The 16,750-nt window shown below is 62.0% G+C and carries 16 protein-coding genes; 7 read left to right on the forward strand and 9 right to left on the reverse strand.

Annotated features, from left to right (window positions below; genetic code table 11):
• Positions 1–481 precede the first annotated feature (481 nt).
• Both V2B23_RS18250 and V2B23_RS18255 read left to right on the forward strand, forming a co-directional pair.
• Positions 482–2,263 (forward strand): DEDD exonuclease domain-containing protein, encoded by a 1,782-nt coding sequence (locus tag V2B23_RS18250; RefSeq protein ID WP_430951649.1) that lies wholly within the window; start codon positions 482–484, stop codon positions 2,261–2,263.
• Positions 2,264–2,303: 40 nt separating this feature from the next.
• A complete protein-coding gene (locus V2B23_RS18255; protein WP_033231456.1) occupies positions 2,304–2,579 on the forward strand; it encodes an Lrp/AsnC family transcriptional regulator in 276 nt (91 codons plus the stop codon).
• Between the two features lie 31 nt (positions 2,580–2,610).
• On the opposite strand, the gene trpD is transcribed toward V2B23_RS18255, so the two are convergent.
• Both trpD and V2B23_RS18265 read right to left on the reverse strand, forming a co-directional pair.
• Positions 2,611–3,702, reverse strand: a complete 1,092-nt coding sequence (gene trpD / locus V2B23_RS18260; RefSeq protein ID WP_430951650.1) for an anthranilate phosphoribosyltransferase — start codon at positions 3,700–3,702, stop codon at positions 2,611–2,613.
• A gap of 109 nt (positions 3,703–3,811) precedes the next feature.
• Entirely contained in the window at positions 3,812–4,300 is a 489-nt protein-coding gene (locus V2B23_RS18265) for a hypothetical protein (protein ID WP_430951651.1), read from the reverse strand.
• A 128-nt stretch (positions 4,301–4,428) separates the two neighbouring features.
• On the opposite strand from V2B23_RS18265, the gene ctaE reads away from it, so the two are divergent.
• From ctaE to qcrB, 4 genes are all read left to right on the forward strand, one after another.
• Entirely contained in the window at positions 4,429–5,043 is a 615-nt protein-coding gene (gene ctaE, locus V2B23_RS18270) for an aa3-type cytochrome oxidase subunit III (protein ID WP_430951652.1), read from the forward strand.
• 63 nt (positions 5,044–5,106) lie between these two features.
• Positions 5,107–5,958 (forward strand): cytochrome bc1 complex diheme cytochrome c subunit, encoded by an 852-nt coding sequence (qcrC, locus tag V2B23_RS18275; RefSeq protein ID WP_080711563.1) that lies wholly within the window; start codon positions 5,107–5,109, stop codon positions 5,956–5,958.
• Positions 5,955–7,097: a cytochrome bc1 complex Rieske iron-sulfur subunit gene (gene qcrA, locus V2B23_RS18280; protein ID WP_430951653.1), complete on the forward strand. Its 1,143-nt coding sequence runs from the start codon at positions 5,955–5,957 to the stop codon at positions 7,095–7,097. The genes qcrC and qcrA overlap by 4 nt, the downstream gene beginning before the upstream one ends.
• A gap of 59 nt (positions 7,098–7,156) precedes the next feature.
• Entirely contained in the window at positions 7,157–8,779 is a 1,623-nt protein-coding gene (qcrB, locus tag V2B23_RS18285) for a cytochrome bc1 complex cytochrome b subunit (protein WP_317541710.1), read from the forward strand.
• Positions 8,780–8,861: 82 nt separating this feature from the next.
• Here the strand turns inward: qcrB and V2B23_RS18290 are convergent, their stop codons facing one another.
• The 4 genes from V2B23_RS18290 to ctaC all read right to left on the reverse strand — a co-directional run bounded on the left by V2B23_RS18290 (position 8,862) and on the right by ctaC (position 11,772).
• Entirely contained in the window at positions 8,862–9,836 is a 975-nt protein-coding gene (locus V2B23_RS18290) for a helix-turn-helix transcriptional regulator (protein WP_430951654.1), read from the reverse strand.
• Entirely contained in the window at positions 9,833–10,141 is a 309-nt protein-coding gene (locus V2B23_RS18295) for an antibiotic biosynthesis monooxygenase family protein (protein WP_430951655.1), read from the reverse strand. Before V2B23_RS18295 ends, V2B23_RS18290 begins: the two co-directional genes overlap by 4 nt.
• 110 nt (positions 10,142–10,251) lie before the next feature.
• Entirely contained in the window at positions 10,252–10,668 is a 417-nt protein-coding gene (locus V2B23_RS18300; protein ID WP_033231032.1) for a cytochrome c oxidase subunit 4, read from the reverse strand.
• A gap of 39 nt (positions 10,669–10,707) precedes the next feature.
• Positions 10,708–11,772: an aa3-type cytochrome oxidase subunit II gene (ctaC, locus tag V2B23_RS18305; RefSeq protein WP_430951656.1), complete on the reverse strand. Its 1,065-nt coding sequence runs from the start codon at positions 11,770–11,772 to the stop codon at positions 10,708–10,710.
• 321 nt (positions 11,773–12,093) lie between these two features.
• On the opposite strand from ctaC, the gene asnB reads away from it, so the two are divergent.
• Complete coding sequence (gene asnB / locus V2B23_RS18310; protein WP_430951657.1) at positions 12,094–14,019, forward strand: asparagine synthase (glutamine-hydrolyzing); 1,926 nt, start codon at positions 12,094–12,096, stop codon at positions 14,017–14,019.
• Positions 14,020–14,086: 67 nt separating this feature from the next.
• Here asnB and V2B23_RS18315 read toward each other — a convergent pair whose 3' ends face one another.
• The 3 genes from V2B23_RS18315 to V2B23_RS18325 form a co-directional block, all read right to left on the reverse strand.
• Positions 14,087–15,064, reverse strand: coding sequence for a carbohydrate kinase family protein (locus V2B23_RS18315; RefSeq protein ID WP_430951658.1), 978 nt, complete (start codon positions 15,062–15,064; stop codon positions 14,087–14,089).
• Positions 15,065–15,182: 118 nt separating this feature from the next.
• Complete coding sequence (locus V2B23_RS18320) at positions 15,183–15,533, reverse strand: HesB/IscA family protein (protein WP_138869136.1); 351 nt, start codon at positions 15,531–15,533, stop codon at positions 15,183–15,185.
• 143 nt (positions 15,534–15,676) lie between these two features.
• The gene (locus V2B23_RS18325; protein ID WP_430951659.1) at positions 15,677–16,738 is read right to left on the reverse strand and encodes a glycerate kinase family protein; all 1,062 of its coding nucleotides are present in this window, start codon (positions 16,736–16,738) and stop codon (positions 15,677–15,679) included.
• Positions 16,739–16,750 lie beyond the last annotated feature (12 nt).

A 16,750-nucleotide genomic window follows, 5' to 3' on the forward strand; every position in this document is an offset into this window, starting at 1 on the left:
TCGCGGCGATGTCGACCGCATCGCCGATTTCCCGCGCGATTCATCCGAATTTGCGCGCAGTCGCGCTCGATACGCCAAAACGGTCACAGCGGGATAACGATACGTCCGGTTTCCGTAGCGTCGTGAAGCACTTCTCGCGGGTCGACCTGATTCGATCCGGCCCGGCAATCCAGGCCTTACCCCAGATCAGCACCACTTACGTACCGGTAGGCCCCTTTTCGGCCGAGGTAGATTACGAGTCGGCACACGCCGGGCAACACGGGCAGATCTGCTCCACCCGAGGGCGACACCGGGGGCGCCGACACACGCCCAAAATCGCCCAACTGTGACGCTCGTCTCTTTCAGGTCACAGGCGACCAAATACCGGGGTGCGCCCGATGCCCGTTAGTCCCGAATTCAACTTCTCTAAGTCCCTGCGTCTCTAGGTCCTTGCGCCGAAGTGACCGATTCCTGTCGGACCATCCCTCTACTGTCTTGCGCTGTGAGTCATGCCGACGCTGTCAAGGCCGCCGTTGACGCCGATCCGGATATCGGCCGTCAGCTGTCGTTCGACGAGCTGGACACTCCGCTCAGCGAAACGACCTTTGTGGTCGTCGACCTCGAGACCACCGGCGGAAGCGCGGACAACGATTCGATCACCGAGATCGGTGCCGTCAAGATTCGCGGTGGCCAGGTGCTCGGCGAGATGGCAACTCTGGTCGACCCCGGGCGGTCGATCCCGCCGTACATCGTCGAACTGACCGGCATCACCGACGCCATGCTGATCAACGCTCCGCGCATTGATCGCGTCCTACCCGCGTTCCTGGAGTTCGCCAAGGGTTCCGTTCTCGTTGCGCACAACGCGCCCTTCGACATCGGGTTCCTCAAGGCGGCAGCTTCCCGCACGGCCCGGCCTTGGCCACCGTTCCAAGTTCTCTGCACCGTCAAACTCGCCAGACGTGTCCTGACCCGCGACGAAGCACCCTCGGTGAAGCTCTCTGCGCTCGCGCATCTGTTCCGCGTCTCCACCCAACCGACGCACCGAGCGCTCGACGACGCCAGAGCCACCGTCGACGTGCTCCACGGCTTGATAGACCGGGTCGGCAACCAAGGCGTACACAGTTACAGCGAGCTGATCGACTATCTCCCCAACATCTCGGCTCATCAACGCGCCAAACGCTCCTTCGCTGCAGACCTCCCGCGAAGGCCAGGCGTCTACCTCTTTCGTGGCCCGTCCGACGAAGCGCTGTACATAGGGACGGCTGTGGACCTGCGCCGCCGCGTCCGGGGCTACTTCACCGGTTCCGAAACGCGCGGCCGCATGAAGGAGATGGTCGCCCTTGCCACCCGGGTCGACCATGTGGAGTGTGCTCACGCCCTCGAGGCCGGAGTACGCGAACTCCGGCTCCTCGTGGCACACACTCCGCCGTACAACCGACGCTCCAAGTTTCCCAAACGCGGATGGTGGATCGTGCTCACAGACGAGGCTTTCCCCCGGCTGTCCGTGGTGCGAAGCCCTACGCCGCACTCGATCGGACCGTTTACGTCCCGCGCGAGCGCACAGGAGATTGCAGAGACCGTGTGCGAGTTCACCGGGCTGCGTACCTGCACCAAGCGGATACCCCATGGCTCCGTTCACGGGCCTGCCTGCCCCGCACGCGAACTGGGCTCGTGTCCGGCAGCCCGGGATGACACCGCGGAGCGTTATGCGGTGTCAGTCGCCGACGTTCGAGAGTTCTTCGCGGGCGTTCACGACATGCCGCTTCAAAGGATGAAAGAGCGCATCGAACAACTCGCTGCCACCGCGCTGTTCGAAAACGCAGCCAGACTGCGCGACCGAACTGCCGCAGTTGCGGTAGCAGTACGACGCACTCAAAAGCTTGCCGCCGTCGCCGCCATCGATCAGTTGGTACTGGCGCGCCCCGCGCCGGAAGGCGGCTGGGAATTAGCCGTCGTCCGCGCCGGCAGGCTCGCCTCCGCCGGCCTTGCCCGAGCCGGGACTCACCCCATGCCTGTGGTCGACGCCCTCGTCGCATCGGCCGAAACCGCACTTCCCGACAACACACCGCTGCGCGGAGCGCCCCCGGAGGAACTGGCGCTCGTGGTCCGCTGGCTCGGATCGGACGGAATCAGGATCGTCTCCGCCACATCGGGCTACACCGAGCCGGCGTGCGGCGCGGGGCGGTGGGAAGACTGGTGCCACCTCGCCAAGGCCGGAACCGAATCCGAGCATGCAGAGAATCATCGTGACGCCTGGCACGAGCGCGGCGACGCGAGGACATAAGCTCGACTACAGCACAGCACCGCGCAACCAGAGGAGCGACATGATCAATGCGATCGTCATGATTCACGCCGAATCGGCCCGAATCCCGGAGACTGCTCAGGCCGTCGCCGACATCCCCGGAGTCAGCGAGGTGTACTCCTGCGCAGGCGACGTCGACCTGATCGCGGTAGTCCGGGTCCGTGACCACGCCCAGATCGCAGAGGTCATCACCGGCCGGATCAACAAGGTTCCCGGAGTGACGCGAACCGCCACTCACATTGCGTTCCAGTCCTTCTCCAGCGCCGACGTCGAAGCTGGGTTCTCGCTCGGCGAATGACCCTCAGGCGCCTACGGTCAAGCGCCTTCGGTCAAGCGCCTTCGGTCAACGCGGTGGTGAGCGACGCCCATCTCCGCAGCAGTTCCGCGGCCGCGCCGCTGTCGATTGCGAGCGCGGCCGACGCCATTCCCGCGGCAATCGCACCTTCCAGATCGTCGCCGACCCCATTGAAGGCCGCAATGGCGGCACCCGCGTTGAGTAGCACCGCATCCCGGACGGGGCCAGGCTGACCGGACAGCAGGGTGCGCGCAACCTGAGCGTTCACTTCTGCGTCGCCGCCTCGCAATTCGTCCAACGACACCCGAGCGATACCCAGATCTCGCGGATCCAGTGTGACGGTTCGAACAGCTCCGTCGGCAACGATGTACACCGTCGACGTCGTGGATGTCGTCAGCTCGTCGAGTCCGTCGTCGCCGCGAACAACCAACGCCGAATTGCCGCGCTGCGCAAGAACTCCCGCGACAACGGAAATCAGCTTCGGAAAGGCACAACCGATCAAACCGGCACGCGGTCGTGCGGGATTCGTCAACGGGCCAAGCACGTTGAAGGCCGTCGGGATGCCGATTTCCTTACGTGGCACGGCCGCAAATCGAAGTGCCGGGTGGAATACCGGTGCAAAACAGAAACCGATGCCGACCTCGTCGACACACCGCGCCACGTCTTCCGGGCCCAGATTGATCCGAACACCGAGAGCCTCGAGTACGTCGGCGCCGCCACTCTTCGACGACGCTGCCCGGTTGCCGTGCTTGACCACTCGAATTCCCGAGGCGGCCACCACAATCGAAGCCATGGTCGAGATGTTGACGGTGTTGGAGCGGTCGCCGCCGGTACCGACGATGTCGACCACGTCGGAATCGACCGGCACCGCTTTGGCGTGTTCGAGCATCGCGTCGGCGAGTCCCTGCAACTCTGCGGGCGTCTCGCCCTTCATCTTCAACCCGACACCGAAAGCGGCGATCTGCGCCGAACTTGCGTTGTCGGACATGATTTCGCTCATCGCCCAACGGGAATCGTCGCTCGACAGATCGGAACCATCGGTGAGCTGACCGAGAATCATCGGCCAGGACCGCACTACACCGCTCGAATCGGAGTTCACAGCGTTGGTTGCGTCGGTGCCGGCCATCTACTTCGGTCCCCTATGTTCAGTCGAAACGTTCAGTCGAATCAAATCGCGATGTATTTGACATACGTAGCCTAGTCAGCCACCGTGCGCCGGTCACGAATTGGTCCACTCACACCGTGCGTCGGCCCTTGCCGGAACCTGACGATGCAGCTTCACCCGGCTGCAGAGCATCCCAGCCCGCGACGGACCCACCCAACCGTTGAGCCAAACCTGCCATCCGTGATCGCTCCTGCGAGCAGTGCAGCGCGTCCAGAAGTTGGACGCGTTCGAACATCACACGAACCACACCCTCGCCATCGCTCGACGCACTATCCGCGGCTGTCGCCGAGCGCCGATATCCATCCTGAGCAACGATCGACTCCGCCTCTCCGAGCGCTGACTCCGGAAGGTCGAGATGGTGACGCAGCACCGCCTCCGAATCCGGTCGCCAACGCGGATCCACGGCGGCCCCTCGCTCCAAGGCCGTCGAGCACGATTCCACGTCGTCGAAACCTTCGACCACGATCTCGAGATCATCCCTCGACGGGTCGAGCGGGGGCGAAACTTTTCTGCTGAAAATTCTCAGGTACCAACGTCTACTGTGGTGTGCAGCTGCCATCGCGTCAGCATATTCAAACTGTCGCCACCTGCGCGTACGCCGACCGAAATCGCGAACTCGAGCCTTACGACGCGCCGATGACGGACCCGAGTGGCCGTCTCTTACGACGAAGCGTCATACTTCTGTCTGTGACGAGCGCAGTAGGGACTTCAGGATCGGCAATCACCCAACGCGTGCACTCGCTGAACCGGCCGAATATGGTCAGCGTTGGCACCATCGTGTGGTTGTCCAGTGAGCTCATGTTTTTCGCAGGGCTCTTCGCCATGTACTTCGTGGCACGGGCGCAGGCACCGGAGGGCAATTGGCCGCCGGAGCCTACCGAATTGAACCTGTATTTGGCTGTACCAGTGACGTTGGTGCTGATCGCATCCTCGTTCACCTGCCAGATGGGTGTATTCGCGGCCGAGCGGGGCGACGTCTTCGGACTTCGTCGTTGGTACACGATCACCTTGGCAATGGGAACGTTCTTCGTCGCCGGACAGGCGTACGAGTACATCCACCTCGTCGATCACGGCACCACCATCTCCAGCAGTGTGTACGGCTCGGTGTTCTATATGACCACCGGTTTCCACGGCATGCACGTCATCGGCGGTCTCATCGCCTTCGTTTTCTTGATCGCACGCACCCGAGTCAGCAAGTTCACGCCGGCTCAGGCAACCGCAGCGATCGTCGTTTCGTATTACTGGCACTTCGTTGACATCGTGTGGATCGCGCTGTTCGCAACGATTTATTTCATCCGTTAATCAGCTGAACGCCACAGGCAGCCCCTGACGTCCAGTCCGTCCCGACATACCAAAGGGATACAGATGAGTTCATCCCCCCCTCCCACATCCGATACAACAGCGACCGCCGCGAAGACGCGTCGCCAGCGGAAGATCCGCCGGCGTGTCACCGGAGCGCTCGTACTGATGATGGGATTGATCAGCGCAGGTTTCCTCGCCTCGGCCCTGACACCCGCTCCGCAGGTCGCTACTGCAAGCGACGATTCCGCCGCGCTAATCCGTGAAGGCAAGCAGTTGTACGACACGTCGTGCATCACGTGCCACGGAGCCAACCTTCAGGGTGTCGCGGACCGCGGTCCCAGCCTGATCGGTGTAGGCGAGGCAGCAGTGTACTTCCAGGTTTCGACCGGTCGTATGCCTGCAGCACGCAACGAGGCACAGGCTCAGCGCAAGGACCCCAAGTTCGACGCTGCACAGACCGATGCCCTGGGTGCTTTCATCCAGGCCAACGGCGGCGGCCCGACGCTCATTCGTGACGAGAACGGCGAAATCGCTCAGTCCTCGCTTCGCGGTGGCGACATCGGCCGAGGCAGCGAACTGTTCCGCCTCAACTGCGCGTCCTGCCATAACTTCACCGGCCGCGGTGGCGCACTGTCCTCGGGCAAGTACGCACCGGTCCTGGACCCGGCCAACGAGCAGCAGATTTATGCCGCTATGGTCACCGGCCCCCAGAACATGCCGAAGTTCTCCGATCGTCAGCTCTCGATCGAGGAAAAGAAAGACATCATCGCCTACGTGAAGTCGTCCGGAGAGGCCAAGAACCCCGGTGGTTACGGTCTCGGCGGCATCGGTCCGGCCTCTGAAGGTCTCTTCATGTGGGCCGCCGGAATCGTCGCTGTCGTTGGTGCAGCATTGTGGATCGGAGCAAGGTCATGAGCGACGCTGGCCAGCAGGGCGGCGATACGCCAAAGAAGTACACGGATGAGGAACTCGAAGCGATGACTCGCGACGAGTTGGTCACCCTGGGCACCAATCTCGACGGTGTCGACGTTGTCTACCGTCGCGACCGCTGGGCCGTCGAAGGCACCAAGGCAGAGAAGCGCGCCGAGCGGAATGTTGCGTTCTGGTTCGGCCTCGCCGGTGTCTCCGCGATCGCATTCATCGCGATCTACCTGTTCTGGCCCTGGCAGTACGCCGGCGCCGGTGACGAGAACTACGGCAAGTACAGCCTGTACACACCGTTGATCGGTCTGACCATGGGTCTCGCGATCCTCGGTGTCGGAATCGGTGCGGTGCAGTTCACCAAGAAGTTCATCCCCGAAGAGGTGTCCATCCAGGACCGCCACGACGGTGGATCCGCTGAGGTCGACCGACGCACGATCGTCGCCGAACTCAGTGACACGTTGGAGACGTCTACCTTCCCCCGCCGCAAGGCCATCAAGCGCAGCTTGATGTTCGGTGGTGGAGCACTCGGCGTCATGATGATCATGCCTCTCGGCGGCCTCATCAAGAACCCGTGGGCCAAGGGCGACGAATCTCCGCTCTGGGTGTCCGGCTGGACCCCGAACTACCCCGGCGAGACCATCTACCTTCGTCGTGACACCGGACGCCCCGAGGACATCGTTCTCGTCCGCCCGGAGGACCTCGACGCCGGTTCCATGGAAACGGTCTTCCCCTTCCGTGAATCCGATCGTGGCGACGAGCACGCGTTGCTCGCTTCGCTGCGCGGTATCCGCAACTCGGTCATGCTCATCCGTCTGCGTACGGAAGACACCGAGCGGGTCACCAAGCGCAAGGGCCAGGAGAGCTTCAACTACGGCGATTACTTCGCCTACTCGAAGATCTGCACGCACCTTGGTTGCCCCACCTCGCTCTACGAACAGCAGAGCAACCGTATTCTCTGCCCCTGCCACCAGTCGCAGTTCGATGCACTGCAGTACGGCAAGCCGATTTTCGGTCCCGCTGCTCGCGCACTTCCGCAGTTGCCTATTACAGTGAACGAAGAGGGCTTCCTAGTCGCCGACGGTGACTTCATCGAAGCACTCGGCCCGGCATTTTGGGAGCGTCGACCGTGACCACAACCACCACAAAACCGACAAAGATCGCCGCAGCTGCAGCAGGTCAAGCGGAGGCAATGGACTCGCGCTACCACCTCGCAGCGGGAATGCGTCGTCAGATCAACAAGGTCTTCCCGACGCACTGGTCCTTCATGCTCGGCGAGATCGCGCTGTACAGCTTCCTGATCCTGCTCATCTCGGGTGTGTTCCTGACGCTGTTCTTCGATCCGTCGATGGCGCACGTCACCTACCAGGGCGCGTACCAGCCGCTTCGTGGTGTGACGATGTCACGCGCATACGAGACCACCCTGAACATCTCGTTCGAGGTTCGCGGCGGTCTCTTCGTTCGCCAGATTCACCACTGGGCCGCATTGATGTTCGCAGCGTCGATCATTGTGCACCTCGCACGCATCTTCTTCACCGGCGCGTTCCGACGCCCGCGTGAGGCCAACTGGGTCATCGGCTGCTTGCTGCTGGTCCTGGCGATGTTCGAAGGCTTCTTCGGCTACACCATCCCTGACGACCTGCTCTCCGGCACGGGCCTCCGCGCCGCGTTCGGTGGTATCACGATGAGTGTCCCGATCGTGGGTACCTGGCTGCACTGGATGATCTTCGACGGTGACTTCCCCGGCGACCTCATCATCCCGCGTCTCTACGTCGCTCACGTGTTGCTCTTCCCGGGCATCATCCTCGCGCTGATCGCCGGCCACCTCGCACTGGTCTGGTACCAGAAGCACACGCAGTTCCCCGGCCCCGGCCGTACCGAAGAGAACGTCGTCGGCGTTCGCATCCTTCCGGTCTTCGCCATGAAGGGTGGCGCATTCTTCGCCATCACGTTCGGCGTGCTTGCACTGCTCGGCGGTCTGTTCCAGATCAACCCCGTGTGGAATATCGGTCCGTACAACCCATCTCAGGTCTCCGCTGGTTCTCAGCCTGACATTTACATGATGTGGACGGACGGACTCGCACGACTGTGGCCCGCCTGGGAGATCTACCTGTTCGACCGGTACACGATCCCCGCAGTGTTTGCCGTCGCCCTGATCATGGGCCTCGTCTTCGCCATGCTGTTCGCGTACCCGTGGATCGAGAAGCGCCTCACCGGAGACGACGCTCACCACAACATCCTGCAGCGTCCCCGCGACGTTCCGGTTCGTACCGCAATCGGTGCAATGGCTATCGCGTTCTACGCGGTCCTGACGATCTCGTGCATCAACGACATCATCGCGTACCACCTGCACATCTCGTTGAACGCAATGACGTGGATCGGCCGCATCGGCATGATCGTGCTTCCGCCGCTCGCGTACTTCGTGACGTACCGCTTCTGCATCGGTCTGCAGCGCAGTGACCGTGCAGTGCTCGAGCACGGCATCGAAACCGGCATCATCAAGCGGATGCCGAACGGCCAGTACATCGAAATCCACCAGCCGCTCGGACCCGTCGACGATCACGGTCACCCGATCCCCCTCGAGTACCAGGGTGCAGCTGTTCCGAAGAAGATGAACAAGCTCGGCCTCGCCGGCAAGCCCGGCACCGGCAGCCTTACCAAGGCTGACCCAGTGGAGGAGAGCGCAGCTCTCGAAGCCGCACAGCATGCCGGTGAGCATGAGCAGCTTCAGATTCTGCTCGACTACCAGAACCGCATCCACGGCAATGGCAGTGGCAACGGCAAGGCAGACGATTCCACTGGAGAACTCCACTAGATCGTCAGCAACACAACGAAAAAGACACGGTCGCCGCAACACTCTCGAAGGAGAGGTTACGGCGACCGTGTCTTTTTGTGCCCTACTGGCCGCGCGAGGCACTCCAGGCAGCGCCAAGGGAGAATTGGCTGGACACACCGTAATGACGCATGGCGTCGGCAACCCGGCGCCTGCCCGTCCTCGGTGTCAATCCCAGGGCAATTGATGCGGATTCCATCGTCAAACCTGAATTCATCAGCTTCAAAATCGGATCCCACGGGTTTTCCCACGAATGACCGTGGTCCGCAACCGGTACTGCTTCATCCCACACGCGGTGATAGATCCACGTCATGATGCCCGCGAGTGTCGGGGACTGAATGGACATCATGCTGCTGGGCCACGCCTCCCCCCAGTTGAAGGGGATTCCGACACTCGTGTGATCGAGAATCCAGAAGAAGCTAGGTGGATTCGGGTGCATCCGCACTTGGGAGCCGGCGTTGATTTCATGCGTGATCTGATTGCGGACCAACTCGGTGTTCGCGTCGACGGTGCTGACGATAAGACGGATGTCGTGATTGGGGCCGCCGTTTTCCTCCCAGTACGAGCCAGGCTTCTTCTCGGCTAGAACCGTGTACAGAGGAACGGTGTCAGGCATACAAGCGTATGACGCGACCGGCTTCGAGCGTGAGGCTTGTATTTTGTACATGTCCGGGGCGGCAAACGGCCCGTGCATCACGTCGATGGGCAGACCGTGAACGTCCGAGTCACCGTGCTCCCAAGCCTGCAGCAACTTGGGTAACGATTGGAGTATCCCCTGTGTCCTGGCGATACCCGATTCGAGGTCGCGCGCCACATCCGCGAGGATGTGCTGCGTGACATCGGCGACGGTGGCGTCAGGGCGTCGGTAGGTGATGACGCCGTCTGCGAGAGAAAGGAATCCGAACTCTTCGAGTCGCGCCACGGTCTTTTCGGTTGCGTCCATCGAACCGCCCGTCACCTCGGCAAGCTCGGCGACGCTCTCGATCCGACCACGCAACGCGATGTCGAGAAATTCTGCCAGTTCGGTAGTTCGGTTCATGCCTGAGCACCTTCCTCGAACACCGTCTCGTAATGCTCGACAACCGGGAACGGGTCGTAGAAGCGATGGAGAAGCTCGCGCCACCGCTGGTAACCATCAGACTGCCGGAAGCCCTCTGTGTGCGCTTCGAGGCTCTCCCACTCCACGAGCAGTAGGTACTGCTGCGGCGATTCCATGCAGTGTGACAGACGCAGACGGATGAAACCGGGCACCGCGGAGATGATGGACTTTGCTGTACCGAACGCCTTCTCGAATTCTTCGGACAGAGTCGGATCAACCTGGAGCAGTGCATGTTCGAGGATCATGTGTTGAGTGTCGCAGAGGTCGACGATGTCTACTGCGCTCCCCCGCTCGAACGCAAGAGGCGCCGAACCCCATGAGGGGGTTCGGCGCCTCTTTGTCGAGAGCGTTTGTGCTAGTGCTTCTCAGGTCCGACGTGGTACTCGAACACCAGACCGGCTGCGGTCGCGATGATGAGGACAACTCCAACCACGATCATCCAGGGCTGGAAGTAAGCCAGTGACACCGCGGCAATGGCAGCCGAAGCGGCCAGCAGCATGGGCCAGAAGCTACCGGGGCTGAAGAAGCCCAACTCGCCTGAACCATCCGAGATTTCAGCGTCGTCGTAATCCTCGGGACGAGTGTCCAGTCGACGGGCCACGAACCGGAAGTAGGTTCCGACGATGAGCGTCAGGCCCGCAGACAGAACGATGGCCGTGAGTCCGGCCCACTCGATTCCCGTACGGGACAGAGCAGTGAACACACCGTAGATGATCGCGACGAGGATGAAAAACAGCGTCAGGATCTCGAAGAGCTTGGCTTCGATCTTCATATCAGCACTTGTCCTTGTTCAGTGAGGAGGCTGGCCGGCTCAGTTGCCTGCGGTGGCGACTGTTGCCTGACGGTACTCGCGGTCGGTGTTGAACGGCGTGGTCGACGTAGCCACCGGCGACTGACCGATTGCCGACAATGCCTCAGCGGTGCTCAGACCGCCGTTGCCCTGCTCGTCACCCTTGCGCAGTTCGATGTACTTGGCGAAGTCCTCGGGCGAAACCGCACGGACCTCGAAGTTCATCATCGCGTGGAACGTGCCGCACATTTCAGCGCAGCGCCCGACAAATGCGCCTTCCTTCTCGATCTCACTGATCTGGAAGATGTTGTCGGAGTGGTTTTCCTTGGGGTTCGGCATGACGTCGCGCTTGAACAGGAACTCGGGAACCCAGAACGCGTGAATCACGTCGGAGGAGGCCAGTTCGAACTGGATGCGCTTGCCGGTGGGAAGAACCAGGATCGGGATCTCGGAACTGGTTCCGACGGTCTCGATCTTGTCGTAATGCAGGTAGCTCAGATCCTGGACGCTGTTGCCGTGGATCGGGCCGGGAACCTCTTCGCCGTGTGCGTCGACAGTCGTGCCCTCGGCCTTGGCTGCCTCTTCTGCTTCGAGATCGATGCCGTTGTACTTGGCGGTTCCGTCACCGAACTCGATGGAGCGGTAACCGAACTTCCAGTTCCACTGGAACGCAGTGACGTCGACGACGACGTCCGGGTTCTCCGTGCGCTCGAGAACATGGTTCTGGACGACAACGGTGAAGTAGAACAGAACCGCGATGATGACGAACGGAACTGCCGTGTAACCGAGCTCGAGCGGCACGTTGTATGCCGTCTGACGCGGGAACTCCGGTGAGTCCTTCTTCTTACGGTGGAAGATAACTGCCCAGAAGACAAGTCCCCACACCAGCACACCCATGAAGAGGGCGGCGACAACCGACCACGTCCACAGTTCTCGCATGCGCGTCGCTTCAGGAGTGATGCCCGAGGGCCACCCGAAACGAAGCACTTCATTGTCGATGGAGCAACCCGACAGCAGCAAGGCAGCAATGCCCAAAGATACTGCCAGCCCAGCTCGCCGAAGGATCCGACCTTGCGCCACGTTCACGCCTTCCTGATCGCCGCAAAATTCAACTAGGGCACCTCGAATGGAAGGCCCAATTACTACGCAGCGTAGACCAAAGGTGGGCGGTATCCATCCCCGGGTCCTTCACCGTGTCGCGTCGGACGTCACACAAATCTCTCAGGCGCAGCTCAGGAACAGGTCAGGCATCGTCAGCGACCTACATCACTGCGATTCGTTCGTCTGTGATCGGCGCGCAGACGGATCTGCGGCATACTTTCCAGGAAGAGTTCGTTGACCTCTCCCCGATGCTTACGTCCGGGAGCCTTCTGCAATAAAAAATTCTGAATCGAGGAACCGGACGCTGTGTGTGGACTGCTCGGGCTACTGACATCTGGCGGAACCAGCGACGACGCCGTCGCGCAGGTCGACCAGGCACTGCATTGCCTGCGTCACCGCGGACCCGACGAACAGGGGACGTGGCACGACGACCATCTTGTGTTCGGTTTCAATCGGTTGTCGATCATCGACATCGCGCACTCGCACCAGCCGCTGCGCTGGGGCCCGCCGGAAAATCCGGAGCGTTATGCCCTGACGTTCAACGGTGAGATCTACAACTACCTCGAGATCCGCGCGGAACTCGCGAAGGATCACGACGCGAAGTTCTTCACCGAAGGCGACTCCGAAGCCATCGTCGCTGCGTTCCACTACTGGGGCGAGGACGCGGTACGACGCCTCCGCGGAATGTTTGCGTTCGCTATCTGGGACACCGATACGCGCGAGCTGTTCATCGCTCGCGACCCCTTCGGCATCAAGCCACTGTTCATCGCGACGGGCACCGGCGGTACGGCATTCGGCAGTGAGAAGAAGAGCCTGCTCGAGCTGACTGATCTGATTGGTATCGGCACCGAATTGGATCCGCGTGCGATCGAGCACTACACGGTCCTGCAGTACGTTCCGGAGCCGGAAACACTGCACAAGGAGATTCGTCGACTCGAATCCGGCAGTTTCGCGCGGGTGCGGCCGGGTGAGCAGCCGCAGATCACGCGATACTTCACGCCCAAGTTCCCAGCCAAGCCGTTTGCGCCCGGTACGGAGAAGGCTCGCTACCAGGAAATCGCCGAAGCGCTCGAGGATTCCGTCGCCAAGCACATGCGGGCCGATGTGACCGTCGGTTCGTTCCTGTCCGGCGGTATCGACTCCACCGCGATCGCCGCGCTGGCCATGCGCCACAACCCGAACCTCATCACCTTCACCACCGGTTTCGAGCGCGAGGGCTACTCGGAGGTCGACGTGGCAGCCGAGTCGGCCGCCGCGATCGGCGCAAAGCACATCGTCAAGGTGGTCTCCCCCGCCGAGTTCGCTGCAGCGATCCCCGAAATCGTCTGGTACCTCGACGACCCGGTCGCTGACCCCGCGTTGATCCCCCTGTGGTTCATCGCGAAGGAAGCGCGCAAGCACGTCAAGGTCGTACTGTCCGGCGAGGGTGCGGACGAACTGTTCGGCGGCTACACGATCTACCGTGAACCGTTGTCGCTGAAGCCTTTCGAGTACCTCCCCAAGGGATTGCGCCGGGCGGCCGGCAAGTTGTCCGAGCGAATCCCGGACGGCACACGCGGCAAGAGCCTGCTCAACCGCGGTTCACTGACCCTCGAAGAGCGGTACTACGGCAACGCGCGCAGCTTCAACGACGCCCAGTTGCGGGCCGTTCTGCGCGATTTCCGCCCGGAGTGGACGCATCAGGACGTCACAGCGCCGATCTACGCGCAGTCTCGCGATTGGGACCCGGTTGCACGGATGCAGCACCTGGACCTGTTCACCTGGCTTCGCGGTGACATCCTCGTCAAGGCCGACAAGGTCACGATGGCGAACTCACTCGAACTGCGAGTGCCTTTCCTCGACAACGAGGTGTTCGACGTCGCGTCTCGGGTGCCGCTGGATCAGAAGATCACCAAGGACACCACGAAGTACGCATTGCGTCAGGCCCTCGAAGGCATTGTGCCGCACCATGTTCTACATCGCGCGAAGCTCGGATTCCCCGTACCGTTGCGCCACTGGCTGCGCGGAACCGAACTCTTCGACTGGGCACATCTGCAGATCGAAGAGTCGGGTACCGACCACATCTTCGACAAGCAGGCCGTCGTGAAGATGCTCAACGACCACCGTGACGGCGTTTCCGATCACAGCCGTCGCCTGTGGACCGTGCTGACCTTCATGGTGTGGCACGGAATCTTCGTGGAGAAGCGGATTGTTCCGCAGATCCAGGAACCGGTGTATCCGGTCAACATCTGAGGCCTTCGGCCCCCGTGCGCCTTTCCGGTAGTTCCCACAACCGGAAAGGCGCACAAGGGCGTAGCCCCTACTGCGGAAGAATCGTCGCAATCTCGTCTGCAGCGGCGCTGCCGTAGGCGTCGGTGAGACGCTTGAGCGCCTCGTCGCGATTGAAGACCCACTCCTGCGTTCCGACGGTCTCGAGGACCAGCACGGCCACGAGTGAGCCCAACTGAGCGGCGCGCTCGAAGCTCAGTCCCGCACCGTGGGCAAGCAGGAAGCCTGCGCGGAAGGCGTCGCCAACACCCGTCGGATCCACCTTGCCGGTTTCGGGCACCACATCGACGCGTACCCAATTGCCCTCGGCGTCAACAATTTCGACGCCCTTCGAGCCGAGCGTCGTGACGCGGATGCCAACCTGTGCGCGAATCTCTTCCTCGCTCAGGCCCGTCTTCTGCTGGAGGAGTCCCCACTCGTATTCGTTGGTGAAGAGATACTTGGCGCCGTGGATGAGCGCCTTGGCTTCCTCCCCTGACAGGCGTGCAAGCTGCTGCGACGGATCGGCGGCAAACGGAATTCCGAGCTCGCGGCATTCGTCGGTGTGGCGGACCATGGCTTCGGGATCATTGGCACCGATCAGAACAAGATCGAGTGCACCGGCCGTCTCGGCTACCGACGCGAGAGCGATTTCACGAGCTTCGCTCATCGCTCCGGGGTAGAACGACGCGATCTGCGCCATGTCCTCGTCCGTGGTGCACACAAAACGCGCAGTGTGCGCTTTGTCGGAGATCCGGACCGCGCTGCAATCGACGCCGTTGTCCTCGAGCCAGGTGCGGTATTCCGCGAAGTCAGCGCCCACCGCGCCGACCAGCAGCGGCGATCCACCGAGAACACCCATCGCGTACGCGATGTTTCCACCAACTCCGCCGCGACGAATCACGAGGTCGTCCACCAGGAAGCTGAGCGAGATGTGCGCAAGCTGGTCGGCGAGCAGCTGATCCGCGAAGCGGCCGGGGAAACGCATCAGATGGTCGGTGGCAATGGAACCGGTTACCGCAATAGTCACGGATCGAGGCCTTTCAGCGAAAGTGAGTGGACGTTGGATGAAGAATTCATACAACTGACGCGGAACCGATTTCCGGTTCCGCGTCAGTTGTTGTGTCTGAAATTGTGATCGACTCGACTCAGTTGAACGAGTCACCGCAGGCGCATGAGCCCGTGGCGTTGGGGTTGTCGATCGAGAAGCCCTGCTGCTCGATGGTGTCGAGGAAGTCGATGGATGCACCTTCGACATACGGTGCACTCATCCGGTCGACAACCAGGTTGACTCCGTTGAAGTTGACGGTGAGGTCGCCGTCGAGGGCCCGGTCGTCGAAGAACAGCTGGTACTTCAGTCCGGCACAGCCGCCCGGCTGCACTGCAATACGCAGTGCGAGGTCGTCGCGACCTTCCTGATCGAAGAGTGCCTTCGCCTTGGCGGACGCGGACTCGGTCATCGTGACGCCGTGGGTGGCGGTCTCGTTCTGCACAGTCATGGGCTCTCCCTAATGTTCATACCAACCCGTGAACGCTTCAACGGTACGCCTCTGCCGACTTATTCCCGCCAGTTCACTACCGTGTGCGATTCGTCTTCATCCTAACCTTTCCACGCCCGTCGGCAACGACGCCTCGGCAGCGTTCACTCGCGTCGCCAGATGCTCCACTCGCGCGCGGTCGCTTCGGCCAGTCCGCGCAGGTGGGTAGATGCGTCGCGCATGGCGTCCTCGATCGATCCGGCGAAGTCGGTGACGGATTCCGCGCCGACTATCCCGAATCTCTCGTAGTCGGATGCTGAGAGTTCGACCTGACCGGCCAGAACAAGCGTCGGAACGCCGTACGACGCGCTCGCGGCGGCAAGGGTTGTGACCAGTTTTCCGCGCAGTGACTGGCTGTCGAATTTCCCTTCACCGGTGATGACCAGGTCGGCGGACTCGAGAAGTTCCGCCTGACGAGTCCGCTCGGCCACCACTTCCGCACCGGAGCGGCGGTCACCGCCAAGGGCAAAGAGCGCGGCTCCGATTCCCCCCGCCGCACCCGCACCGGGCAACTCCGCGACGGATCGGCGGGCTCCACTCCCCAGAGTCGACGCCCACTCCCGGTTCCGTTGTTCCAGGATCTCGACAGCACTGCCGTCTGCTCCTTTTTGCGGGCCGAACACCGCGGCCGCGCCGATCTCGCCCAATAGTGGGTTCTCGACATCGGTAGCGGCAACCAGTTCGACGCCGCGCAGTGCGTCGCGGGCAGACTGCACCCCGCCCAATGCGTCGACAAGCCCGCGTCCACCGTCGGTGCAACAACTTCCACCGAGCCCGATCACGATCTTCGTCGCACCGGCGTCCAGAGCTGAGACGATCAAGTGTCCGACACCGCGACTGTGCGCCGCGAGTGCACTCTCCCTGGTTGGCGGGCCGCCGAGCAGCGCAAGTCCACAAGCCTGAGCGGACTCGATGTAGGCGGTCTCCGAGTCAAGGAGCCAGGTCGCGTCGACCCAGGTCGTCAGCGGGCCCGAGACATGCGCATTCCGGATCTCACCACCAGAAACTGCCAGCGCGTGGACAAATCCGGGGCCGCCGTCGGACTGTGGTGCGCAGATGATCTCGTCGCCGGATCGCGCCCGTCCCCAACCGCCGGAAATCGCCTGTGCGGCGGCGCCCGCAGTCAAGGTGTCACCGAAGGAGTCAGGAGCAACTATTACCCGCATGGGCGAAGTGTA

Source organism: Rhodococcus sp. 24CO, assembly GCF_050586165.1.
Lineage (GTDB): Bacteria > Actinomycetota > Actinomycetes > Mycobacteriales > Mycobacteriaceae > Rhodococcus_F.